The following is a 25,032-nucleotide window of genomic DNA, read 5'->3' on the forward strand; positions in this document are numbered from 1 at the left end:
CGTTCTCATCGAAAGACACGATCGGGTAGTTGAGGATACTACCAAGTTACTAGCCAGATACTGGCCGGCCGGGGACCCCACTCGCTCGCCGTTCCGGACGGGACCACTTTCACTCCACGGTCCAAACCCACTTGACGGCGTAGTCCCAACCGGAGAGCCGAGGTCACATGGGAGGACGCGAGCTGTTGGACGCGGCGGACGTGGGCGTCGACGCCGCCGAGGCCGCGATCGACGACGGCGACGTGCTCGAGTTGCTGGAGCCGCCGGTCCGGGAGTGGTGGGTCGAGCAGTTCGGCGCGTTCGTCCCCGAGAACGACGGGTTCTTCACGCCGCCCCAGAAAGAGGCCGTCCCGCTCATCCACGAGGGCGAGAACTCGCTCATCGCGGCGCCGACGGGCAGCGGCAAGACGTTGAGTGCGTTCTGTTCGATCATCAACGAGCTGTTCCGCCGCGAGCGCGCCGACGGACTCGAAAATTCGGTGTACTGCCTGTACGTCTCCCCGCTCAAGTCGCTCGCCAACGACATCCACCGCAACCTGGAGGTGCCCCTCGACGGCATCACGGCGAAACTCGACGAGCGGGGCGAGGACGCCGAGATACGCCACGCGATCCGCCACGGCGACACCAGCGACAGCGAGCGCCAGAAGATGCTAGAGACGACGCCGCACATCCTCAACACGACGCCCGAAACCCTCGCGATCCTCCTGAACAGTCCGAAGTTCAGGGAGAAACTGCGGACCGTCGAGTACGTCGTCGTCGACGAGATCCACAGTCTCGCCGAGAACAAGCGCGGGACACATCTCTCGGTGTCGCTGGAGCGACTCGAGGCGCTCGCCCACGGGTCGCCGACCCGCATCGGCTGCTCGGCGACGGTCGAACCACTCGACGCGATGGCGGAGTTCCTGGTTGGCCAGGCGTCGCCCGGCGGCGACCCCCGCGACTACGAACTCGTCGACGCTCGCTTCGCCCGGGAGTTCGACGTGGAACTGACGTGTCCGACCGACGACCTGGTGAACACGCCGCCGGACGTGGTCACCGACCGGTTCTATCGCGACCTGGACGACCTGATCGGCGAGCACACCAACACGCTCGTGTTCACGAACACCCGGTCTGGCGCCGAGCGCGTCCTGCAGAACCTCCGCGAGCGCAGCGACGACTACGACGAGGACAATTCCGGCTGTCACCACGGCAGCCTCTCGAAAGAGCGTCGCCAGGAGATCGAGGAGAAGCTCAAATCCGGCGCCCTCGACGTGGTGACCACCTCGACGAGCCTTGAACTCGGCATCGACATGCCCCACATCGACCTGGTCGTGCAGGTCGGATCGCCCAAATCCGTCGCCGCTCTGCTCCAGCGCGTGGGCCGGGCGGGCCACCAGCTCGGCGAGACGGTGACGGGCCGGGTCGTCGCGCTCGATCGCGACGAACTCGTCGAGTGTGCGGTGATGCTCAAGAAGGCCGAGGAGGGGTTCGTCGACCGGGTGTTCGTCCCCGAGCGCGCCCAGGACGTGGCTGCCCAGCACGTCTACGGCATGGCGATCGCCGAGATCCGGCCCGAGGCGGAGACCCGAGCTATCCTCGAACGGGCGTACCCCTACCGGAACTACACCGACGAGGAGTGGGAGTCGCTGATGCGGTATCTCACCGCCGACTACGAGGGGATGGAGGACAAGAACGTCTACGCGAAGGTGTGGCGCGACACCAACGACGCGCCCGACGGCGAACACCACTACGAGGAGTACCCCGTCGGCGAGGACCTGATGGGCAAGCGCGGCCGGCTCGCCCGGGTCATCTACATGACCAACATCGGCACCATCCCCGATTCGTTTACTTGCGACGTGTACACTCGGTCGGGCGACGAATGGGTCGGCCAGTTAGACGAGGAGTACCTCGACACCCTCGAGTCGGGCGACGTGTTCGTCCTCGGGGGCCGGAACTTCGAGTACCGCTACCGCCGCGGGTCGAAGGTGTACGTCGACCCGACGAGCGCACGACCGACCGTCCCCTCGTGGTTCTCCGAGCGGTTGCCGCTCTCCTACGATCTGGGCCGGGAGATCCTGATCTTTCAGCGGGAACTGCTGGAGAAGATGGATCGGGGCGGCGCCGGTGCGGTGCGACACTGGCTTCGGGAGTACCCGCTGGACGAGCACAGCGTCCGGGCCGTCGCGCGGATGTTCGAGCAGCAGGTGAAGTACGCCGGCGCCGAGAGCGTCAGCACCGACGAGCGCATCGCCGTCGAGGAGGAACTCGACCGCGAGGAGTACGAACGGCGCTACTACGTTCACTCGAACTACGGTCGCCGGTTCAACGACGGCTTCTCGCGGCTGCTGGCCTACCGGATCGCACAGGAGGCCAACGCCAACGTCCAGGTCGCCGTCGCCGACAACGGCTTCTCGCTCTCGATGCCGCTGAACCGGAAAGTCGACGTGCTCGGTGTCATCGACGATATCCACCCCGCCGACGTGCGCGCGGACCTGCGGGCGAGCCTGGACGGCACCGACCTGCTCCAGCGCTACTTCCGGATCGACGCGACGCGGGCGCTGATGATCCTCAAACGCTACAAGGGCTACGAGAAGTCGGCGGCCGAACAGCAGATGAACTCGGAGATGCTGCTCGGGTTCGCCGAGGGCCTGGAGGGGTTCGCCGTCATCGAGGAGACCTATCGGGAAATTCTGGAGGACAAGCTCAACGTCGGTGCGATCGAGGACGTGCTGGAAGCCGTCCAAGCCGACGAGGTCGCCGTCGAGCACTTCCGCGTCCGCTCGCCGTCGCCGCGGGCGTTCGGCCTCGCGACGCTGATGGCCTCGGACGTGGTGCTCGCCGAGGACGAGAGCGAGGTCCTCCAGCGCTTCCACGAGCGCGTCATGGAGGAGATCGGCGAGGAAGATCTCGGCGAGTCCTCGCTCACGGGATAACTCACCACGGTCGGCCGTTCTGCCGTCGGCACTGGATCCCGTCGCGCCAGCCGCCACGGGGTCTTCGGCCCCGCCGCGCCAAGTTCCGTCGGGCCAGCGAAACCCGCTCGTCGCCACATTCGAGGACGCGCCGACGTTTTTCGAGGACCGTTCGGCAGGCCCGTTCGTCGGTTATCTCGTATCCTTGCGACCCGACGATGTGATGGGCTTCCCCAGTGGAGAGGTCGACCGCCTCGGCTAGCAGTCGCTGATAGGCCGGTTCGGTGCTACGCGTACAGAGGAGTTCAGTCGCGAGATTGTGGAATCTCAGTCCCGCGTCATCGGCCGGTATCCGTCGCATCTGTGGGTCTAACGGTGGATCGTTGAGTGCGTCCCTGATGACTGACCGCACCTCTCGGGCGGTCTCACGGGATAAATCCAGGCTGGCTGTCAGCACGCCCAGCCCACAGGCGGCCCCCACCCGGACTGGCCAGGGCGGATCGTCCCCGGTGACCCGGTCGAAGACGTCGAGGTCGTCTGGGTCGCCGCAGTACCCGAGACCGAACAGTGCCGCACCGCGTTCGTGAGGGTCTGAGGTGTCTTCAGCCGTCCGTCGCAGTCGCTCGCGGCCGTCCGATGGGCCGGCGAGTGCCGCGGCGCCCCATCGTCCGCGGGACGGGGTCTCCGAACCGAGCACGGCAGTGACCGACGATCGGTCGACCGGGAACGTCGCGCCCGCGTGGGTCCAGCCTGAGCGGAGCGCGAGGCCGAGCGCCCTTTGTTCGCGGGCCTCGTCGGCCGATTCGAAGCGGTTCCACAGTCGCGGCGCCACCAGGGCGGCCGTCTCTGGCGCGTTCGCCAACGCCCCCGCGACCGCCGTTCGAACCCTGGGCGACTCGTCGGACAGCCCCTCGCGCGCCATCGAGGGAGTGAACGCGTTCGCTTCGGCGAGGGCGTACGCAGCGCCGGCGCGCCCGACGGGCGTGTCGGCGTCGGTCAGCTCCGCGACGACGTCCTCCCGGGGCGTCGAGAGTGTCGCGCTGAGGGCGTCCGCCGCGACGTGTGCGACGCCGTCGTCGTCGTGATCGAAGAGAGCGATCAGGTCGTCGGACGCGTTCCGAAGCCGCTCGACCGGTGGATCGGGCGACTCGCCGCCGGCACCGAGGGCTCGCCGGAACGCGACGACCGCGCCCGACCGGACCCTCCGGGACGGGTCGTCGAGACCGTCGACGAGCAGCGTCACGCCGTCGGATTCGCCCGCGACTTCCAGCGCGGCGATGCGGACCCGTTCGTCGTCGTCGCGGTCGTAACAGTGCCGGGCGACCGTCCGCAACTCCTCGTCGGACGCCGACGCGACCGATACTGAGAGCGCGGCCATCGCGACGCCACGGACTCGCGGAGACGGATCGTCGCGGACCCGCTTGACGAGTTCCCGCCTGGCCGCGCGACCTTCCATCGTCGCGAGCCCGCTGGCAGCCGCCCGGCGGACCTCGGTGTCGTCGTCGAGGAGGCTGGCGAAGTACCCGCCTTTCGTCCCGTCGCTGTCGGACGTCCACTCTCTGTCCGCGAACGCGTCCAGCAGGGCGGCCCGAAGAGCGGGTTCGTCCGGTTCAGTCGGGTCGATCGGGACCCCTGCGGTGGTGAGCCGTCGGCGCCGCTCCGAATGGTCGGAAACCGATGCAGCGACCGACAACACCGCACTCGCGCGCTGCCGCGGCGCTCCTTCGGCGAGGATTCGGTCGAGCCACTCGCGGTCAGCGTCCCGACTGTCGCCCGGTCCGTGTTCGGGGTTCCAGCCGTCTAGCCCGCCGACCGCGGCGCACAACCGGGTTGGCGCATCAGGTTCGGCTTCGAACGGCGGGTCAGGGAGTCGGCCGAGACACTTCGGTCTGCGCGCCGTCGGGTCGCGAAGCGACCAGGCCGCTCCCCCCGAAATATTGAGCGAAATAAGGGCGACGCTCCCGTTTTTGTACTCTCGAACGGCCGTCGCGGGCGTCGACAGCAGACGCTTGCGGCCGACCCGATCGACGAGATTGGGGCCGAAGAACGTTACCGGTCCCGATCGCCACCAGGCACCGGGGTGGAGCCATCTCGGCGGTGGTCGCCCGATCTGTGCGAACTCGGCGTGTCCGTATCGAAACCCCACCCGGTCGAACAGCGGTCCGAGTGTTGCTACGTAGTCGAGGAGCACGTCGGGATCCTTGTGGGGTTTCGGAAGCCAGAAGCCGATCCGGTGGTCCATATACGGCCGGTCGTGTTTACCGATCGGTGGCCTGAACGTGACCTCGAATGGCGAGCTCTGGAACTCGCTGTCAGGACAGTCGAAGGTCAACTCGACCGACCACTCGTCGCTAGCCGACACAAGGTCGAGGTCCGACTGGGTCGGTCCGTCGCGCTCGTACCCCAGCTCGTCGAGCGCGTCGGCGAACTCGCCGATAAAGGCCGCGTCGAAGGGCTCCGGTCGCTCGAAGTAGAGGATAACGTCCGACCCCATGGCGACTTCCACGCGTACCCGTGGGAAAAACGTTCCCTGGGTGTGTCACTTCGTCACCGAGGTCAGTACCCGCCGGCCTCACTATCGCTGTCGCGGGGAGTACCCGTCCACGGCCCGCCCATCCGGAACTCATACGGATTGTTGCAAACGTGTACCGGGTCGCCCGTACGACTGCGTGCGGTCGATCCCGGACTGTCTTACAATACTCCGCATCAGATGCGGCCGATATCGACCCTACATCCCGTCGTCGGTCTCGGTCCCGCCGCCCATCGTCTCGTTGCCCATCCCGCCCATGCCGCTGTCCGTCTCCGTCGCATCCATTCCGCTGCCCATGCCGTCGTCGGTTTCGTCGCCCATCCCATCCATTCCGCTCTCGGTGTCGGTCGTCCCCATCTCGCCGTCCATGCCACCGTCTGTCCCGGTCATCATCCCGTCGCCCATGCCGTCGGACCCGTCCATCGACCCGTCCATCGCGTCGGTGGAGCCGTCGTCCATCGACCCGTCGGACCCGTCCATCGAGTCGTCCATCGCGTCGGTGGAGCCGTCGTCCATCGAGTCGTCGCCGGAGTCGCCGGAATCGTCGGTCGGGGTCCCCTCGCCCTGATTCGAACAGCCGGCGAGCGTACCGACTGCGGCGGTCGCGAGCGCGCCGCGAACGAACGTGCGTCGAGTGTGTTCCGTCATGGCTTCGTCAGCGACCGCGCCCGGCTGCCGGATAAGCTATTTTCGAACTCCCCTCGGAAGGTCCGCAAACTCCGTTCGGTCCGCGGTCGGAGTGGGTACAAACTCCGTTCAAAATTCGGGGGCCGAGCGAGTCCCGTGCAGCCGGCGGCGACGGCGGCCGCGACTCACTCCAGACGGTCCACGATCCCGCGGTCTCCGTCGACTCGGACGCGCTGACCGGACCGGATCCGCGCCGTCGCGTCGTCGACGGCGACGACCGCCGGGATGCCGTGTTCGCGCGCGACGAGCGACCCGTGGGTCAGCCGCCCGCCGACCTCGGTCACGAGCCCGGCGGCGTTCAGGAACAGCGGCGTCCACCCCGGGTCCACGTACGGGCAGACGAGTATCTCGCCGGCCTCGAGGTCGGCCGTCGCGGGGGTGGTCACGACGCGTGCGACTCCCTCGACGACGCCCGCCGAAGCACCGGTGCCGGCGAGGGCCGCCGAGGGGTCGCTCGCCCGCTCAACGCGCGCCCGCGGAACCTCGCCGTCGCTGGTGACGAACCGTGGCGGCCGGAGCCGCTGGTGGCGCTCGAACTCCCGGCGGCGGTCCGAGAGGTCGACGCTCGCCTCCGGGTCGTCCAGGAGGGTCGCGAGTTCGTCGAGCCGGAGCAGCCACACGTCCTCGGGGTCGTCGAGCCGTCCGGTTTCGGTCAGGGTCTCGCCGGCGCCGAGCACCTGTTCCCGGGTCTCTGCGAACAGCGGCGAGATGCCGAACTTCGGGAGTTCGCGGACGCCGAAGTAGCCGCGATACACCGCGGCGAGGTGGTCGACCAGCCGCCGTCGAACGGGGCCGGCGATCCCGGTATCGGCCGCCGAGCGGAGTCGCTCGCGGGCCGCCGTTGCCCTCGCTCGCAGGCGCCGGCTCCGATCCCGTGGGCTCTCGTCGGTGTCGGCGGCCAGGAGTCCGCGGACCGTCCGGAGCAGCGGGGCGGGGTCGTCCCGGTAGCGCGGTCGGCTGAAGTCGATCTCGCCGGCGGCGCGGAAGCCGTACTCGTCGAGAAAGGCGTCGAGCGCGGCCGCGAAGGCCTCGCCGCCCTCGCGTCGGCGGACGGTCTCGTACTCCTCACCGGCGCGGAGCGCGTCGGCCACTGCCGGGTTCTCGCGGGCGACAACCGCCACGTCGCCCAGCGCGAGGTTCATCGCGGTCACGGGGTCGTCATCGATGCCCCGCACGAGCGCCTCGATGTCGTCGCGGCCGTCCGGACAGAGCCGCTCCAGGAGCGGCCGCGCGACCATCGCCGCGTAGAACGGGTAGAACTCCTCGAAGACCCACTCCAGCGAGGCGGCGGTCTCGTTCATCGCGCGGCGGATCCGCGTGTCGTGGTCGGCGCCCGCGCGGATCCGCCCGACCGCCTCGTCGCACCGCGCCCCGTAGAACCGGCGCGTGCGAACCGGCGCCGACAGCGGGTCGGGGTCGACGAGCCCGGAGACGAGTCCGACGACCATCTCGGCGACCCGGGGAGCCAACCGGGAACACAGCGAGCCGGCCGTCCGTATCCGCGACACCGCGTCCGTCTCGACGGGTGGCAGTTCGTCGGCGCGCTCGTCCAGCAGGTCACGCAGGTCGGCGACCATCGGTTCGTCGATGGCCTCGAAGCGGTCGAACAGCAGGTCGCGGAGCCGGGGCCGAGCGAGGTAGGGCGTGATGTCGATATACAGTCGGCCGCCCGCTTCGGCGCCGAACCGCCCCGGGATCCCGAACTGTGCCGTCACCTCGTCGGTGAGGCGCCGCCAGTAGTCGAGCACGAACGGCGGCATCGCGTCGGGCATTCCCTGGCGATGCCCGAAACTGTAGTACACGCGGAGCTCGTCGGTCGGTGCCCCGTCCGGAACCGGGAACAGCGCAGTGACCGGGCGGGCTTGCAGGACGTGGAATCGCCCGTCTGCGAGCGCCCATTCGACGTCCTGTGGCTCGTCGAACAGGGACTCGATGCGGTCGCCGTAGGCCGCGAGCGTCAGGACCTGGTCGTCCGTGAGGACGCGGCCCGTGCTGTCGGCCTCCGACACCGGAACGCGCTCCGTCCCGCCGCCCCCCGTCGGTCGGACCGCCTGCTCGGGTTCGCCGACGCGGTAGTCGAGTATCTCGCCGCTCCGTTCGTCGACCCGGACCGTGTCCGCGGTGACGCGCCCGCCGACCTGCGCCTCGCCCAGCCCGTATCCCGCGTCGATCGTCGTGACGGTTCGTGTGCCGGTGACTGGGTCGGCGGTGAAGGCGATTCCGGAGGCGTCCGCGTCGACCATCTCCTGGACGACGACCGCCATCGACACCTCGCCGTGGTCGATCCCGTTCCGGGCGCGGTAGGCGATCGCCCGGTCGGTGAACAGGCTCGCCTGACACGCCCGGACGGCCGCGACGACCGCCTCGGGCCCCGATACGTCCAGCACGGTCTCGTGTTGGCCCGCGAACGAGGCCCCCGGGAGATCCTCGGCCGTCGCGCTCGACCGCACGGCGAACGCCGCGTCGGCCGGAAACGCCGACAGTTGCTCGGTGACGGCCGCGCGGACCCGTTCGGAGACCGGCGCCTCCCGTATCGCCGACCGCAGTCGCTCGCCGAGGTCGGCGGCGTCCGGCTCTCCGGGTTCGAGTCCGTCGAGCCGGTCGACGAGGTCCGGGACGGCTGTCCCGTCGACGGCGTCGTGATACGCCGCCGTCGTCACGCAGAACCCGTCGGGGACCGGGAGGCCGGCACCCGCGAGCCGCGCCAGGTTCGCGGCCTTCCCGCCGGTCAGTTCGCCGTCGGTCGCTCGTTCGGCCGTCAGCGGGAGCGTGGACACCTGAGACATGGCTGATCACCGGAACCGCGGCGGCGGTTCTCGATGGGTGCTAGACGTTCGTCCCGAGCGACAGTAACGGTGTCGGGGGCCCGGGTGAGGGGCGGTCCGCGACTCAGACGAGCAAGGTATCGAGCGCGTCGGGGACGACGAGCACATCGCTGCCCGGTTCGACGGCGTCGGCGACGGAATCGCGGGTGTCCATCAGACACTCCTCGACGACTGCCGGGGCCTCGCTGTCGGTGACGTAGATGTCGTGGTCCCTGAGCGCGCGGGCGACGACGAACGCACGCTGGGCGCCGGGCTCGTAGCCCTCGCGCATCTCCTCGTAGAGCGCTTCGGCGCTCTCGGCCGATGAGAGCCGGTCGTAGAAGCGGCGTTCGCCGGTCCCGTCGCCTGCACCTTCCGGGAGCGCGGCGGGGATCACGACGCGGCCGCCGTCCCGAAGGGGATTGTTCGCACCCAGGACCACGTAGGTCGCCGCTCGCGTGGTCTGGTAGAGGTTGGCGTCCTTCGGCGCACCGACGCCCGCGACGACGGCGTCGTATCCGTCCACGACGGGCGTGGCGAGCGCGTCGCGGGCCGTCTCGGCCAGGTCGCGGACCACTGCCCGAGGATCGCCCGCGGCGGCGCCGAGGATGCCGCTGGGGCTGTGGGTCACGTTCAGCGAGAACGCGACGCCCGCCAGGTCGCCCGCCTCGTCGACGAACTCCCGGAAGGGGTTGTCGTCGACGCGACCCAGCCGCACGCCGTCGCGGGCGAGCAGTTCGGGGCCGTGGGAGTGGCCGATCTGCGACTCACTGCCGGCGCCGACGACGACGGTCTTGGCGCCGCCGGAGAACCCGGCGTACTGGTGGGGTTCGACCATCCCCGTGGCGAGGACGGTGTCGACCGCCGTCAGGGTCTCGTTGATCTCGATGGGGACCCCGTCGACCGTCCCGACCTCGACTATCGCGTCGGGGTCGTGGTTGATCGCGAGGTCGGCGTGGTCGCCGAGCGCGCGCTCGATCTCCGCCTCGTCCATCGGTCGGTGGAGTCCGAGCCCGAGGATCACCGTCACCTGCTCGCGGGCCACGCCCGCCGTCCGGAGTTCGTCCAGCAGGACATCGAGCAACACGTCGTCCGGGGTCGCGCGGGTCACGTCGGTGACGACGATTCCGACGGTGTCGTCGGGGTCGACGCGACGAGCGAGTCGCGGGCCGTGCGGGTCGGCGACGGCTGCTTCGGCGGCCGACCGCGGGTCCACGGCTTCGCCCCCGGGCGGCCGACAGACGGTCACGTCGCAGTCGGGGAGCGATACGGAGACGGTCCCCTCGCCCAGCGGGAGTTCGACTGACACGTTCGTCCGTAGCACGGCCGCCACCGAGAGCCTACCGGTCACCACCGGTTCGGAACTCCGCTCTCAGTCGCCCGTGGACGTGCCCTCGAACCCGTCGAACCGCCCGACAAGCGCCGGCAGCGCCACGATACCGACGACTAGTCCGAGGTTGGCGACCGCCGTCGGGATCAACGCCGGCTCGACCGTCTCGACGACGACGATGGCGGCGACGAGGAACGCGACGCCGCCGCCGGTGAGCGCCGCCCGCTCGGTCCACGAGCGGAACCGCTCGGCACGAGTTCGCCACAGCGCCCCCGCCAGCCCGCCGACGCTCCCCCCGGCGGCCAGCGCCGCGTCGCCGGGTTCGGTCGTCAGGACCGCGGCCGGCACGGCGCAGACGACCGCGAGTCCGAAGACCGCAGCCGGGCCGCGGTCGAGCGCGACGGCGACCACGCCGACCATCACGAGTCCGACGGCGACGCCGGCGAGCACGTCGCCGAGGTAGTGGACGCCGATGACGACCCGGGAGAGCCCGACCAGGGCGACCAGCGCGCCCGCCCCCGCGAGGAGCGTCGGGTCACGGTAGCGGTCGAGCGCCACCAGGGTCCCGCCGTAGACGGTTGTCGCCGCGATGGCGTGCCCGCTCGGGAAGCCGACGGGGCTCGGGTCAGCGGCGACCCGCCGGACGGCCGCCGGCGGTCGCGGCAGCCCGAACCAGTACTTCAGCGCCAGCGTCAGCGACACCGCGACGAAGGCGACGCCCACCACCGTCAGCAACTCGCGCCGGCGGGACTGGTCGTTCCAGTACGCCAGCGACAGCGCCACCATCAGGAACTTCGCGCCCCCGAGGACCGTGAGCAGCCCGAACACCGGCACCAGATACCCCGGGACGGCCCCCCGGATCGCCTCGCTCGCCGCGACCAGCCGGAACATATCCGAGTCGCGGCCCGCCGCCCGTTTATACCTTCCCACCGCCGGTGGCCGCCAGCGGCCCCGCCGAGGCGACCGGAAAACTAATCATAAATCCTCGCCACGGAGTGAAACTGAAACGGTCGGTAACTAGATATAAACCCTGGCCACACGGTGAAAGTGGAGCGGCGACTCACTAGTCAAAAGTGATAGCCACGGGGTGAAAGTGAAAGTACGGATCGCTAGTAAAAAATCATGGCCACGGGGCGAAAGTGGAAAACGACGGTTGACGACTTCCAGCAGTGAAAATACGATCGCCGGTCAGCGCGCCCACTCGACCATCCGACCGTAGGTGTCGTCGGTGGCGAGAGCGTCGGCGTCGCCGACGAGGACGAGCGCCTTCTTGGCGCGGGTGAGCGCGACGTTGACGCGGCGGTAGTCCTCGAAGATGGGCGAGTCCAGCGACCCCGTCGCGACGAACGAGATGACGATGACCTCCTTGCTGGAGCCCTGGAAGCGGTCGACGGTGTCGACGGCCACGTCGTCGGGGAGTCGCTTGCCGATCGCCGCGACCTGCGCGCGGAACGGCGCGATGACGCCGATCTCGTCGGCCGGGACGCCCGCCTCGCGATAGGCCCCGACCGTCTCCGCCACGGTCTCGGCCTCGGTCGGATTCGTGTTCCCGTTCGCACTCCCGTCGGGGTCGACGAACGCGACCTGGTTTCGGAGGTGGTCGGGGAGCGCGCCCACGTCGACACCGTCGAGTTTTCGGAGGTGCTGGCCCGCCACTTCACCGGTCGCGGGTCGCAACTGCCCGTCGTAGAACTCCCGGGATGCGAACGCCTGGATGCGCTGGGCCATGCGGTACTGCCGGTCGAGCATGACGGAGGCGTCGGGATAGCGCTCGATGAGCCGCTGGAACAGCGACCGCGAGAGCGCGGCGCCGGGGGCGGGGTTCCCGTCCTCGTCGGTCGGGAGGTCACCGGCGTCGGGCTCGTCGGCCTGGACGACCGGCGGGAGCTGCTGGTGGTCGCCGACGAGGACGAACCGCTCGGCGAGGTTCGTCGCCGCCAAGGTACCGGGTTCGGTGAGCTGGCCGGCCTCGTCGACGACGGCCACGTCGAAGTCCTGCTCGCGCATGATCCGCGAGCCGCAGGTAGCGGTCGTCGCCGCGACGACCCGTGCGTCGCGCAACTCGGCAACCCGCTCGTCGGGGTCGCCCGCTCGTTCCAGTCTGTACTCCTGCATGTCGGCGCGGACGCCGCTCTCGGTGCCGACGCGGACGAAGTCGGTAAAGCCCTGCTCGACGAGCGCTTCGAGCGCGTTGTCGACCGCCCGGTTGGTAAAGGCCGACAGCAGGACGCGTTCGCCCCGATCGACGAGCGCTTGCACGACGTGTGCCAGCGTATACGTCTTGCCGGTGCCCGGCGGGCCGTGGATCAGCGCGCAGTCCTCGCAGCCGACCGCGAGTTCGACGGCCTCGTTCTGGGCGTCGTTGTTCGGAACGAACGTCTCCTCGACCCGGCCGAACTCGGGTTCGCGACGGCCGAACAGCACGTCCTTCTCCTCGGGCGACTGGGTGAGGACGGCGTCGTGCAGCGCCGTGAGCATCCGGTCGGTCGAAAGTTCGGAGGGGTACACGTCGAGGCGACGCAGTTCGACCGGCTCGTCGGCGGTGACGACGATCTCCGGACCGCGGGCGGCCTCGCCGCCGTCGGCGGTCGGGTCGTCGGTCTCCCGGTCGTCACCGCTCCCTCCAAGCCGCTCGACGCGGGCGAGTTCGGCCTCGCCGGCGATCGGGTCGCCGTCGCTCGCGAGGACGAGATCGCCCTCGCGGATCTTCGAGACCGCGCCGGTCCCGCGAGCGCGCAGTTCCCAGGTGCCGCCGTCGAGTTCACGCCGGTCGGTCGGTTCGAGGTCGACGAGCGCGCGGTCGTCGTCGGCCCGTTCTTCGGGGCTCTGCTCCCAGAGCTTGGCGTACTCCCGGTGGACGGCGCGCCGTTCGCGCTCGATGGACTCGTAGACGCGGTCGAAGTACTCGCGCTCTTCGTCGGGGACCGGCGAGCCGACCACGCCGGCTTTGGACTCCTGGCCGAGCCGGCCGGAGACGGCCATACAGGTGTCCTGCTCGAAGCAGTACTCGCACTTGGCGTCGGCCTCGTAGCCGGTCGGCACGTCGACGCCGTACTCCATGGCGGCCAGCGCGTTGCGGGTCCGGAGGACGAACTTCAGGAAGCCCGAGCCGATCGAGAACTCCTTGGCGGGCGAGAGGTCGCCGGACTCCTCGTTGCGTTCGACGGCGGCGTTCTTCGTGTACAACAGGGTGCCCGTGTCCGGCGGTTCGCCGCGACGCTCGCCGAGGATGAGCGCGTAGCAGGTCGCCTGCACCTTGTCGTGGAATCGGGGTTCGCGCTTGGTGTTCTTGCCCGTCTTCAGCTCGACGGGCATCCCGCGACGAACGGCGTCCGCTCGCCCCTTCAGCCCGTAGGTCTCGCTGACCAGCGTCATCTCCGAGCGCCACTCGTCTTCGTCCGTGAGCGTTCCCTGCTGGAGCCACCCTTCGATCGCCGAGGCGTTCTGGCGCACCTCCTCGCGGACCTCTTCGGCGCTCCGGCCGAGCATCCCGAGTTCGAGCCCGGCCTCCTCGACGCGCTCGTCGATGGACTCGTCGAGGTCGCGCCCCCTGAGGAGGTCGCCGAACACCTCGTGGACGATGGTCCCCTTGACCACGGGGTAGGCGTTGGGCACGCCGCCGATCTTGTTGAGGTAGTACATCCGCGGGCACTGCACCCACGAGCGCACGTCGGTCACGTCCACGAGGAAGTCCGGTTCGACGACGACCATCGAGTCGCCCGTCGTCGAGAACTGCTGTTCGCCGCGGTACTCGCGCTCTTCGGGGTCGGTCACCGCCAACTCCATCCCGGTTTCGAGGTACGTCGCCGTCTCGGTCCACTTGTCCCACAGCGTCACGGTCGTCGGCTCGCCACGGCCTCGGTCGGGCCTGAGACTCACCTCGACGAGTTCGCTCTCGCCGTACTGCGTCGAGACGGTCTTCGGGTCGCTCACGTCGACGACGACACCGCGGATAGTCACGCTCCGATCACGGGCGGGCCGCGGGAAAAACGCTGTCGATTAGATGGGGTCGCCGGCCTCGTGGTCTCGGGAGTCGTCGGGCTCGGACTCCCGGTCGCCCCCGCCGTCGACTCTGGGTCGCCCCGGCTCGTCGAGTTCGGTCTCGGTCCGGTCTTCGCGCTCGTTCCCGTCGGGGTCGGGCGCGTCGGGCGAGACGGCGGGCACGTCGACCGCCGCGAGGGCGTCCGAGACGACCCGTTCCGGGTCGATCCCTTCGACGGTCGCCTCGGTCGTCATGACCAGACGATGTGCCATCGTCGCGCGGGCGAGCCGTTTGACGTCGTCGGGCGTCGCGTAGTCGCGGCCGGCGACGACTGCGCCGGCCCGCACTGCCTCGAACACGCGCTGGACGCCCCGCGGCGAGACGCCGATATCGGTGCGGCCGTCCTCGCGGGTCTCCCGGGCGATGTCGATGATGTACCGCCTGACCTTGTCGTCGACTCGAACGTCTTCCGCGAGGTCCTGCAGTGCGAGGACGGTCTCGGGCTCGACCACGGGGTCGACGCTCGGCGCCAGCGACCGGCGGCTCGCGCGCTTGTCCAGGAGGTCCATCTCCCCCTCGACATCGGGGTAGCCCATCGAGGTCTTCACCGCGAAGCGGTCCCGCTGGGCTTCGGGCAGCCGGAAGGTCCCCTCCTGCTCGACGGGGTTCTGGGTCGCGATCACGACGAACGGCTCCGGGAGGTCGTGAGTCGTGCCGTCGACGCTGACCTGCCCCTCCTCCATCGATTCCAGCAAGGCGGCCTGAGTCTTGGGCGGCGCGCGGTTGATCTCGTCGGCCAGGACGACGTTGGTGAACACCGGTCCCTCGGCGAACTCGAAGGCGCGGTCGTGCTCGTTGTAGACGTTCGAGCCGGTCACGTCCGCCGGGAGCAGATCGGGGGTGAACTGCAGGCGGGTGAACCCGAGCCCGAGCGACTCGGCGAGGACGCGAGCCAGCACCGTCTTCCCCGTCCCCGGCACGTCCTCGACGAGGACGTGTCCCCTCGCGATGACGGCCGAGAGCGTCTCGAACAGCACCGACCGCTCGACGACGACGGCCTCCTCGACCCGCTCGACAACGTCGAGACACGCCGCCGTCGCCTCGTCGACGGTCAGCTCCTGGTCGGCCATACCGACGCCTGTGACCCCACCGACAAGAAGCTATGCGTTCCGTCGGTACGAGTCGGTTCGTGTTCGGAACTCATCCCCGGAGGAGCGCACCGAGCACCAGCGTCCCGACGACGGCAGCGGTCATGGCGAGGGTGTGACCGCCGCCGCCACCGGTTCGAACCGCGTACAGCGCGGTCGCGCCGAGGACCGCGACCGCCCCGATACCGACGGCGAAGACGCCGTGGTACAGTTCGAGCCGCCTGGTGTCGGGACGGTGGCCGAGTTCGGCCGTGAGCCCGAGCCCGAACGAGCCGATGTCCCAGACGACCAGCGCGCCGGCGACGGTGGCGAACACCAGCGGCGCGGGCAGCCCCATCGAATCGGCGCCGACGGCCGCCAGGACCAGCCCGACCGCCGCGAGCGCGGGCCCGCCGACCCGGTCGGGGAACAGGCCGACCCGGACGGCGACGAGGGCCGTCCCGACGGCGACGAGCACCGCCAGCGGCACGAGCAACACGCCGCCGAGGGCGACGAGCGGATTGAAAACGAAGAGCCCTGCCGCCCCCGGGAGGGCGCCCAACAGCAGTACGACCAGATACCCGCCGCCGGCCACGCCGGCCGCGACCGTCTTCGTCTTCCGCTCGCCGTAGCGCTGGGTCACCTGCCGGGCGGCCACGGCGGTGCCGGCCGTCAGGAGCGCGAGCCCGCCGACGGCCAACAGCGGCCCGACGACCGGAGCCGACGCGAGGACTCCGACGACCGGGGTCGCGCCGGGGACGAGCGCCAGCGCGGGCGAGTCGGTCGCGGTGAAGACCAGCGAGACGAGTCCGACGCCGACGGCGACGACCGCGGCCAGCGCGACCGCTCGCTTGCCCCGTCCGAGACGCCGTCGAACTGCCTCGCGGCGGGACCGAGGGGTTAGCTGGACGACAGGGAGCGCGCCAACTGAGAGGCGGACCGCACCGAACACGGCGCCGAGGAGCAACAGGAAACCGACGGCGGCGACCGTCGGGTTCTCGGCGGTGACGGTGCTGTCGACGAGGCGCCGGCCGAGATAGCCCGCGCCGAGGGCGATCCCGCCCCCGATCAGCCAGCCGAGCCCGAAGACGTACGAGAGGATGCCCTGCGAGAGCGCCGAGTCGAGCGCCTCGCCGTCGGCCGCGTCCGCCCACGCGGCCGCCGTCCCAACCAATGCGAGCGCGTAGCCGCCGACGAGAAACGGGTTTCCGGGGGTCAACGCGACGAGCAGTCCCAGCAGCGTCGCGCCGGGGAGAAAGAGGAGGTGGCCGACGACCGTCTCGCCGAGGCCGTTCCGGTCGAGCAATGCGACGCCGGCGGTCGCCAGCCCGGCCACGAGCCCCAGGCCCGTCAGGAACGTGGGCTGGCCGACGACGACCCCGGTCGCCAGCGCGAGGCCGACGACGGTCGCGGCCGCGATACCGAGGCTCGTCGCCCTGGGTCGGCCCTCGTCGCCGACCGCAGAGGGCCGGTCGAGTCGCGGACCGAACGGCATCAGGCGCCACCCCCTGTGGCCCCCGCCGAGCGCCTGGCTTCGACTTCGAGCGCGTACTCCAGCGCCAGCGCCAGCGGCGTCCCGCGGCGCCAGTCGACGGTCCGCGCGCCGGTCGACTGACAGCGCGCCAGCCGCGTCCGCCGCCGAATCCCGTCGAGCCGGCCACCGACGGTCGTCGCCGAGACCACGTCCGGCGAGAGGACGGTCCGCGCCCGCCCGAGCGAGGCCCACGTCTCGACGGCCTCGACGGGCCGGCCGTCGAGCAGCGGCGAGACGAGCAGCAGTTGCGCGCGTGGCTCCGCTACCTCCGCGACCTTCCGGAACTGGTAGGTCGCGTCGACCGGCGTCTCCACGTCGTACTCGACGGCGCGCTCCACGCTCGCCGTCAGTCGCGAGCGGTGGTTCGATCCCGAGCCGGGCTCGATCCAGTCTAGTCCGCCCGGCCCCCTGGCCTCCCGGCCGACGACGGCCAAGCCCACGTCGTGGCCGGCGCGCATGAGCGCGGTGACCGTCCGTACGGCGGCGTAGGCCGACCGTTCGACGGCCGTGGGCCGTCCGGGACCGGCGGCGACGCGGTTGCGCCCGCGGGCGTCGAGGACGACCACGACCGTCGTCGAGACCCACCGCTCGTACTCGACGGTGGCGAGTTCGCCCCGCTGGGCGTAGCCGCGCCAGTCGATACGGTCGGCGGCGTCGCCGTGGCGATACTCCCGCGTCGAGTGAAACTGCACACCCCGTCCCGGTCGGTCGGCGGTGAGCCGGCCGACGAAGTCGTCGCCGCGCTCGGCCAGCGGCGGCGCGTCGGCGTCCAGCCGACAGACCAACCGCTCGTCACCCGACGGCTGGGGCTCGACGGTCGCGACCATGCCGGCTCCGGCCGACCGCAAGCGGGCCCGCGGCGAGTCGAAGTCGTACTCGCCGCGACGAGCGACGACGGTGTACTCGACCGTACGCGACTCGCCAGGGCCGAGCGTCGCCCCCGCTCGGGGGGACCCGTCGACGACCTGCAGGTCGTCGGGCACCCCGTCGACGAGCCGCAGGTCCGACAGCGTCCGGTCGCCCTCGTTGGTCGCAGTCAGCGCGACGGAGACCGGTCGTCCCGGCGGTGCCGGTGTCGGGTCGACGGTCCGGGAGACGGCCAGGTCGTCGGGCGGGTCCACCGTCGAGAGCGTGCCGTAGGCGACGAACACGAGCGGGATGGCAGCGCCGAGGACGAGCGTCGCGCTGCGGTTCCAGACCCCCGCGACGGCGAGGACGAGCGCCGCCGCGACCGCCCCGCGCCAGCGGACCCGCCGCCTACGCATCGTCCCACACCTCCCCGAGCAGGTCCTCCGAGTCCTCCGCGTCACCCTCGGTCCCGAGGTCGTCGCCTCGCTCGGAGGAGCGGGACCCGCGAACCGACGCCCCGTTCGCGTCGCCGCCGGCCGCATCTTCTCCGTCGTCGGGCTCGCCGTGTTCGGCCGCACCCGACCGCTGGAGCCGCCCGTCGGCGGCACGCTGGAGGCCGCCGAGCGCGGGCGCCAGCGTCGGGACCGTTCGCGGGGCGTCCCGACCGACGACCGACGGGAGTTCGCGCTCGGCCGCCTCGTCGACGGCCGCGACCGCGCGAGCCGTCCCGCGGCGGACGACGCGCTCGGGGAACAGCCACGCGCGCAGGCGCTGTCGGAGCGACAGGCGGGGGAGAGCGACCCGTTCGTCGACGACCGCCGCGGCGACGGGGTCGTCCGTCCAGGCACCGGTCGCGAGCGCCTCCTCGACGTCGTCGGTATCGCTCCCCCCGGCCGCGAGCACCCGACTCAGCGCGTCCCGGAGCGGCGGCCGGACGACCGCGAACCCCTCCTCGACCGTCTCGGACTCCCTGGCGCGCTCGCGGGCCTGCTCCACGAGCGCCGCGAGTTCGTCGCCGGTCACGTCCGCGGGGTCGGCCGTCTCCTCGGGCGTTCCGTCGACCAGTCCGCCGCCCTCGTCCCAGGGCGCCGGCGCGACCGCCTCCCCGTCGGCGCCCGACCGGTAGAGTTTGCCCGCCGCGAGGCCGAGACCGGTCACCACGAGGAGGAGCGCACCCCCGCCCGCGTCGGAGGCCGACACCGGCGTCAGCGTGACCGCGAGCACGAGCCCCACGCCGATCGCGCCGATCCCGGCGACGCCAACCAGTCCCGCGAGCCAGCGGTTCACGGTTCGTCCTCCTCCCGTTCACGTTCACGCTCGCGGTCGATAGACTCGAAGGCCTCACGGGCGCGGTCACCACGGTCGCCGGCCGGCCGGTCGCCGTACTCGACCTCGCGGAAGGCATCGGTCAACGCCCGTACCGGCCGCTCGGGTAGCCCGCGTTCGATGGCCGCCCGCGACACTTCGCCCGGCGTCGACTGGCGCCACCTGCGCGGCCGGACCCGCTTGGCGAACCGTCGCCAGAGCGCGCGGATCGACCGCCGCTTCCGGCGGCCCCCGTCGTCCCCGGTCGCGCTGGGACCGGTCGCGACCGCCGAACGCCCGCCTTCGCTGGCCCCGTCGTCGGTGTCGGGCACCTCTCGAGTCAACCGGCGGTACGCGACGGCGGCGATCCAGAGCGCGACGAGTCCGCCGAGGAACCCGAGGGGCCCGAACAGGCGCGTGAGCGCCGCGAGCAGTCCGGCCGCGAGCAGGGCGGCCGCGACGCGGCGGACGGTGAGTCGAGCCGACGCGAGTCGAACCGCGATCCACCGTCGCACCCGACCGGGGAGCGCCCGGAACCACCCCCAGAGACGGGCGGCGATCGCCCGGAGCGACAGGGGGAGGTCGGCGACGCGACTCGCGAGTCGGCCGAGCAGCGCCGCGAGTCGGTCGAGCCCCGCCGCGACGCCGTCGGCGACCGCGAGCGCCGCGCGGCGTGTCCACGCTGTGAATCCGCTCGACCGCTCCGCGACCGTCCGGCCGCCCGCCGCGACCGCTCGCCGATGTCGAACCGCTGCCACGAGACCGACGAGAGTGCCAGTCGCGAGCAGCCCGACCCCCTCGCCGACGGCGAAGCCGACGAACAGGGCGACGAGTGCGACCCACCACGTCGCGATGCGTCGTGCGGCAGTTCGATCGCGAACCCGTGCGGCGGCCCCCGTCGCGACGATCCCCCCGAACAGCACGAGTCCGCCCCCGAGCATCGTCGACGCGTAGGCGGTCCACAGCGGCACCGTCGCCGACTGGCGGTCGGTCTCGACGACGACCGTCCCACGGGGGTCGGCGGGGAGCACGAGAGCCACCGTGCCGTTTCGGTCGGTCGATCCCAGCCGCGACCCGTCGATTGCGACCCGGGCGTCGGTCGCGGGGTCCGGGCCCGCGGCGGCGGCCACCAGCGCCGGCTCGCCGGGGACGGGCAGTCCTTCCTGGGGGACGATCGCGGCCTCGAGTTCCCACACGTCGATAGTCCGCGAGCCCGAGAAGTCGCCGCGCTCGACAGTCACCGACAGCTCGGCCGCGTCGGCCGGGACTGCGAGTTCGTAGCGTCCCTCGGCGGTCGTCCGCCCGACCCGCTCCCCGCCGACGGTCACGGCCGCGCGACCAACTGGAATCCCCTCGATCGCGGCGCGGACGGTCACGTTCGTGCCGGGGTAGGGGTCGCCGACGACCGAGACGTTCACCGCTCCGTCGACCGCGTAGCCGCCGGTGTCGTTCCCGTCGCCCGTCCGCTGTCTCACGCCGGAGTTCGGGCCGACCCCGTGCGCTCCGCGGTGGGCGCCGACCGCCGCCCACCCGACGCGGTCGACCGACCTCGCGCCGGCTCCGACGGACAGCTCGACGGGGCCGTCCCCCTCGTCGTCGGTCGGCGGTCGGAAGAACTCGCAGTCCTCCCCGGGCAGCCGGACGGTGACGTTCAGCTGGCGCGTGTACGGCACGCGGCCGTCGACGCGACCGGCCCGGTCGGTCCGGCCGACGAAGCGGTCGCCGAACCAGACGGACACGTCGGGCGCCGGTCGCAGGTCGTCGTAGACCCGCACGGAGACGACGTCGCCCGGGACCGGATCGTCCTCGACGACGACGCCGCACCCCCGCTCGATCGGGGCCCCGTCGTCGCCCGGTATCGGCAGCGGCTCCTCGACACCGTCCCCGTCGTCCTCGCCGCCTCCGTTGCCGCCACCGCTCCCACCGCCGTCGCGTCCACCGCCACCGTCGTCGTTCGATTCGCGTCCCGGGTCGAACCCGCCACCGTCCGGCGAGACCGGTGCGACGAACGCGGCGACGACGAGCCCGATCAGACAGAGCCCGACGAGCGCGGCCTGACGGCGGTCGACACCTGCGGCTTCGCCGCGGCCGGTCCCGTCCGTCGGTTCGCTCTCTGACACGGTCTGGCCCTCTCGACCGGCACCGCGGGCGCGGCCGCCGCCGCGGTCGCCGGGTAGTTGTACACCTGTCAGGTTCCCCCGACTATGAATCGTCCGGTCGCGGGAGTCGCCGCGGGGCCGCGAACCGTCGGGCGGACGGCCGGGACCGATGCCTTCATTCACCGGGGGCACCTACCCGCGACCGACATGCGCGTGCGCGACTGGCAGGACATCCTGGAAGACGTCGTGGAGAGCGACGCCGACCCCGGCGGCTGGCGCGCGGCCGGCGGCGACCGCGCGAGCGGTATCGGGGAGGATCTGTACTTCGGGCACCCCTCGGTGGGGGTGTTCCAGGTCAAGACCTACGCGAGAAACCCCTACGAGGTGCAGGGGGTCGGCGCAGAGGTCGCACGCAAGATCGACGACGATCTGGACCCGCTGTTCCCCGAGGAACCGGGCGACGGCGGGATGTTCGGCGTCCAGCAGCCGATGGAGGACGAAGCGGCCGCCGAGGACGCCGCGACCGAACTGGAGGAGGTCGTCCAGGCCCACGCCGACGCGCCGACGACGCCCGACGCCCTGTTCGAGGACGTGATGGACACGCTCGACTCGCCGGCCTACGGCCCGATGGAGTACGACCAGTACGGCCGCCCCGACCGGGTCGAGGACCTGGCCGACACGTTCGAGGAGGCCGAGCAGCTGCTCGACTCCGAACTCGACGACCTGATCGACGAGAACGTCGACAGAGGGTTCCAGTGATGAGCGCCGCCGACCGGGTCCGGACCTACTACGACGCGCTCCGCAGCGGCGAGCCGCTGGCCCCCTTCTTCGCCCCGGTCGACGGCGCGGTCAAGGTCGGCATCTCCGAGCGACTCGTCGGCGGCGAGACCGTCGCCGACGGCCTGCGCGACCAGAGCGAGCACACGACCGACTGGAGCGTCGACAGTCGGGACTTGCGGGTCACCGAGCGCGAGAGTCACGCCTGGTTCGGCGACCGCGTCTCGCTGGCCTGGACCGACACCGACCGGCGCATCCGCTACGAGTTCGACACCCGCTGGAGCGGCACGCTCGAACCCCGCGAGGTGTCCGACGAGGGGATCGCGTCCCCGACCGAAGGGAGAGACGACGGAAACGACGACACGGCCGACGACGGAAGCGACGACCGGTGGCAGTTCGTCTCGATGCACGTCAGCACGGCGAGGGATCTCTGATGGACCGGACGACTCGACGCTCGGGAGGTGAGCGCTGATGGTCGGTCCGATCTCGGCCGAGGAGCGCTCGGCGTTCAACCGCCGGGTCGTCTACGGGACGACGTTACTGGTGGGGCTGTCGGGCGGGTTGATCACGCTGCAGATAGAGACGACCGCGGTCCAGACCCTGGGCGCCGTCGTCCTCGGGCTACTCGTCGGCTACCCGCTGGCGCAGTACGTCGTCCCGACCGGCCCCGCGCCGGCCGACCGTCAGCGCGAGCGCCTCGACCGCGAGAACCCCTTCACCGACGGCGGTGACGGTACCTCGGACGCCGAGGGCAGCCGACGCGGCGGTACCGACCCCGAACGCGAAAGCGGCCGGGGTGACGGTGCCGGCGAGTCCCGCCGGTCTCGGTCGCGCTCGGACGATTACGGACGGCGCTGACGGGACGACACGGCGTGAAGACGGTTCTGCGGCCTCACTCGGCGACGCGAGCGAGCCACAGCGTCGGGTCGTCGAGTTCGGCGTCCGTGGGGAGGGTCTCGGGCGACTCCCAGACGGTGGCGGCGCCGGCGACGCCTCGCTCGTCGGCGACGACGTCGAAGAAGGCCTTCCCGCGTTCGTACTGACGTCGTTTCATACCGAGGCCGAGTAACCGGCGCATCACCCGGGAGAGGGGGCCGCGGCCGCGACGGCGCGCTTCGACTTTCTCGCGGAGGTCGGCGTACTCGTCGTCGAACGCCCGGTCCATGACGAGCTCGGCGTAGCCCTCGACGGCCGTCATCGTGGTGTCCAGACCCTGCAGGGCGTCGCGGTCGAGGCTCCCCTCGCCGAGCGCCGCGACGGCCTCCTCCATCGTCGTTTCGAGGTGCTCGGACAGCCAGGGGGCGGCGCCGAACTCGGCGGCGTGGGCCACTTCGTGGAAGGCGATCCAGCGGCGGAAGCGGTCGAAATCGGCGTCGAGGGCGTCGGCCACCGTCTCGATGTTCGGGTGGACGAAATACAGCGCGTGGTCGTCGCCCTCGGCGAGCAGCAGGGGGTCGTACTGCCCGAGGACGTTGTTGCCGAGGAAGGCCAGGGCGACGCTCATCGTCCCGGTGTTGACGACCCGGCTGGCGCCGGGGAACATCGTCACCTGTTCTTCGAGCGGGCGCATGACCCGCTCGAAGGTGGCGACGTTGGCGTCGACCCAGTGGTGGCGGTTCTGGATCTCGACGACCTCCGGCAGGTCGAACTCCACGGCGCCGACCGACCGCACGCGGTCGCGAGCGTCGCGCACGTCGGCCGCGTAGGCGGCCTCCTCCTCGCGTGTGAGCGCGATCGACCCGGGGTCGGTCGAGGCCTTCGCGGCGTCGGCGACGGCGGCCCAGTCGACCGGCCCGTCCCCCGACGCCGTCGTGACCGCCCGGACGCTCTCGTACAGTCCCATACCTGACCCACGTCATCCGACGGGATAGGCCTTCTCCCCGCCCGTCCTCAGAGGCGCGCCCGGAGCCCGCCGCTCTCGGCCTCCTCGCCCGCCGACTCGTCGAGGACCGGCTCGCCCGACCCGCCGAGCAACCGCCGGAGCGCGACGACTGCGAGGATCATCCCGGCGAAGGTGAGGACGATCCCGAAGGGGTTGGTCCCGTCCTCGTCGCTCGCCGTCTCCGCCGTCTCGTCGCCCTCGTCCTCCCCGAACGGGAGGCCGCCGAATCCGGTGTCGTCGTCGGGCTCGCCCTCGCTGTACGGTGCGTTGGCGGTGAACTCGGCGCCGTCGAGGTGGATCTCCAGGAGCGTGAACTTCGCCATGGATGACGTTCGACGACGGGCCAGATAGTGGTTTCCCCGGCATACCCGTGGCGGGGGATCCCGACGACACGCCGGCGGACGGGGCCCGCGCGGTGGCCCTGGGGAGGCGATGCAGCGGCGTTACCGCGCCTCGGCGAGGAACCAGTCGAGGACGCGTTCGACGGCTCGACGGACTGTCTCGCTGGTCGAGGACTTGTCGACGCCCATGGCGTCGGCCACCTCCGCGAGGGTACACTCGCGCGGGACCGCGAAGTACCCTTCCCGGAGCGCGACCAGCAGCGTCTCGCGCTGGCGGTCGGTCAGCACCGCCGAGCGGTCGTCGCCGTGAACCACGGAGAGGAGGTCGTACCGCCGGTCCGCGGCGTCGAGGCGGTCGCCGAACGCGTCGAACTGCGCCCGCGTCGCCGTGACGGTGAACTCGATCGAGCCGTCCTCGACGACGACCGGAAACTCCGGCGTGAGCGCGGAGTCGCCGAGGAACTCGAACAGCCCCTGCTCGCGCGTCTCGTACCTGACCAGCGCCCGGTCGGAACCGGTGTACAGCGGGGCCGACGAGACCACGTCCGGATGCTCGCGGAGCCCGTCGAGGGCGCTCTCGGGGTCGACCGCCAGTATCTCGCCGAGTTCCAGCGTCCGGTCGTCCAGCGGGACGCCGGTGAGGAGCCGGAAAGTCGCGTCCGAAAACGCCTGCGACACCTCCCCGACCCAGACGTCACCGGGCAGCGCCATCCGGATCCGAGCCCGGATCATCGGCGCGACCTCCACGCCGCGGACGGGCGGTTCTCCCGCGTTCTCGTCGGTCGACGGCACATATCCCGAGTGACGGGCGGGTCCACATAAATCCGGGTCCGCCGCGCGCCGGGAGGCGAACGGGGCGGTCGGTGTCGCTGTCGACCGGTCCCGCGGCGCGGT

18 protein-coding genes are annotated in these 25,032 nt (G+C 71.2%); 4 read left to right on the plus strand and 14 right to left on the minus strand.

The window, feature by feature from the left end; all coding sequences use genetic code 11:
• The first annotated feature begins 167 nt into the window (after window positions 1-167).
• Window positions 168-2,912, plus strand: coding sequence for an ATP-dependent helicase (locus I7X12_RS17770; RefSeq protein ID WP_198061357.1), 2,745 nt, complete (start codon window positions 168-170; stop codon window positions 2,910-2,912).
• 1 nt (window position 2,913) lies between these two features.
• Here the strand turns inward: I7X12_RS17770 and I7X12_RS17775 are convergent, their stop codons facing one another.
• From I7X12_RS17775 to I7X12_RS17825, 11 genes are all read right to left on the minus strand, one after another.
• Complete coding sequence (locus I7X12_RS17775; RefSeq protein ID WP_198061358.1) at window positions 2,914-5,385, minus strand: HEAT repeat domain-containing protein; 2,472 nt, start codon at window positions 5,383-5,385, stop codon at window positions 2,914-2,916.
• Between the two features lie 234 nt (window positions 5,386-5,619).
• On the minus strand, window positions 5,620-6,069 hold the full coding sequence (locus tag I7X12_RS17780; RefSeq protein ID WP_198061359.1) for a twin-arginine translocation signal domain-containing protein: 450 nt from the start codon (window positions 6,067-6,069) through the stop codon (window positions 5,620-5,622).
• A gap of 164 nt (window positions 6,070-6,233) precedes the next feature.
• A complete protein-coding gene (locus I7X12_RS17785; protein ID WP_198061360.1) occupies window positions 6,234-8,894 on the minus strand; it encodes a PEP/pyruvate-binding domain-containing protein in 2,661 nt (886 codons plus the stop codon).
• 103 nt (window positions 8,895-8,997) lie between these two features.
• Window positions 8,998-10,221, minus strand: a complete 1,224-nt coding sequence (locus tag I7X12_RS17790) for a lactate racemase domain-containing protein (RefSeq protein ID WP_198061361.1) — start codon at window positions 10,219-10,221, stop codon at window positions 8,998-9,000.
• A 63-nt stretch (window positions 10,222-10,284) separates the two neighbouring features.
• Window positions 10,285-11,133 carry a phosphatase PAP2 family protein gene (locus I7X12_RS17795; protein ID WP_198061362.1) on the minus strand — a complete coding sequence of 283 codons (849 nt, stop codon included), beginning with the start codon at window positions 11,131-11,133 and terminating at the stop codon, window positions 10,285-10,287.
• 297 nt (window positions 11,134-11,430) lie between these two features.
• On the minus strand, window positions 11,431-14,202 hold the full coding sequence (locus I7X12_RS17800; RefSeq protein ID WP_198061363.1) for an AAA domain-containing protein: 2,772 nt from the start codon (window positions 14,200-14,202) through the stop codon (window positions 11,431-11,433).
• Between the two features lie 39 nt (window positions 14,203-14,241).
• Window positions 14,242-15,354 carry an AAA family ATPase gene (locus I7X12_RS17805; RefSeq protein ID WP_232342903.1) on the minus strand — a complete coding sequence of 371 codons (1,113 nt, stop codon included), beginning with the start codon at window positions 15,352-15,354 and terminating at the stop codon, window positions 14,242-14,244.
• Between the two features lie 70 nt (window positions 15,355-15,424).
• A complete protein-coding gene (locus tag I7X12_RS17810) occupies window positions 15,425-16,846 on the minus strand; it encodes a DUF7519 family protein (RefSeq protein WP_198061364.1) in 1,422 nt (473 codons plus the stop codon).
• Window positions 16,846-18,150, minus strand: coding sequence for a DUF58 domain-containing protein (locus I7X12_RS17815; RefSeq protein ID WP_198061365.1), 1,305 nt, complete (start codon window positions 18,148-18,150; stop codon window positions 16,846-16,848). The genes I7X12_RS17810 and I7X12_RS17815 overlap by 1 nt, the downstream gene beginning before the upstream one ends.
• A complete protein-coding gene (locus I7X12_RS17820; protein ID WP_198061366.1) occupies window positions 18,143-19,021 on the minus strand; it encodes a DUF7269 family protein in 879 nt (292 codons plus the stop codon). Before I7X12_RS17820 ends, I7X12_RS17815 begins: the two co-directional genes overlap by 8 nt.
• Window positions 19,018-21,159, minus strand: coding sequence for a DUF4129 domain-containing protein (locus I7X12_RS17825; RefSeq protein WP_198061367.1), 2,142 nt, complete (start codon window positions 21,157-21,159; stop codon window positions 19,018-19,020). Before I7X12_RS17825 ends, I7X12_RS17820 begins: the two co-directional genes overlap by 4 nt.
• A gap of 186 nt (window positions 21,160-21,345) precedes the next feature.
• Here I7X12_RS17825 and I7X12_RS17830 point away from each other — a divergent pair, with 186 nt between their 5' ends.
• From I7X12_RS17830 to I7X12_RS17840, 3 genes are read left to right on the plus strand one after another with little or no spacing between them, the layout of a single operon-like run.
• On the plus strand, window positions 21,346-21,897 hold the full coding sequence (locus I7X12_RS17830; protein ID WP_198061368.1) for a hypothetical protein: 552 nt from the start codon (window positions 21,346-21,348) through the stop codon (window positions 21,895-21,897).
• Window positions 21,897-22,349, plus strand: a complete 453-nt coding sequence (locus I7X12_RS17835) for a hypothetical protein (RefSeq protein ID WP_198061369.1) — start codon at window positions 21,897-21,899, stop codon at window positions 22,347-22,349. The genes I7X12_RS17830 and I7X12_RS17835 overlap by 1 nt, the downstream gene beginning before the upstream one ends.
• 37 nt (window positions 22,350-22,386) lie before the next feature.
• Window positions 22,387-22,773 (plus strand): hypothetical protein, encoded by a 387-nt coding sequence (locus I7X12_RS17840; protein ID WP_198061370.1) that lies wholly within the window; start codon window positions 22,387-22,389, stop codon window positions 22,771-22,773.
• 34 nt (window positions 22,774-22,807) lie between these two features.
• Here the strand turns inward: I7X12_RS17840 and I7X12_RS17845 are convergent, their stop codons facing one another.
• The 3 genes from I7X12_RS17845 to I7X12_RS17855 form a co-directional block, all read right to left on the minus strand.
• A complete protein-coding gene (locus I7X12_RS17845) occupies window positions 22,808-23,758 on the minus strand; it encodes a zinc-dependent metalloprotease (RefSeq protein WP_198061371.1) in 951 nt (316 codons plus the stop codon).
• A gap of 47 nt (window positions 23,759-23,805) precedes the next feature.
• Window positions 23,806-24,120 (minus strand): hypothetical protein, encoded by a 315-nt coding sequence (locus I7X12_RS17850; protein WP_198063946.1) that lies wholly within the window; start codon window positions 24,118-24,120, stop codon window positions 23,806-23,808.
• A 120-nt stretch (window positions 24,121-24,240) separates the two neighbouring features.
• Window positions 24,241-24,930, minus strand: coding sequence for a helix-turn-helix domain-containing protein (locus I7X12_RS17855; protein ID WP_198061372.1), 690 nt, complete (start codon window positions 24,928-24,930; stop codon window positions 24,241-24,243).
• Window positions 24,931-25,032: the final 102 nt, after the last annotated feature.

Source organism: Halosimplex litoreum, assembly GCF_016065055.1.
Classification (GTDB): Archaea; Halobacteriota; Halobacteria; order Halobacteriales; family Haloarculaceae; genus Halosimplex; species Halosimplex litoreum.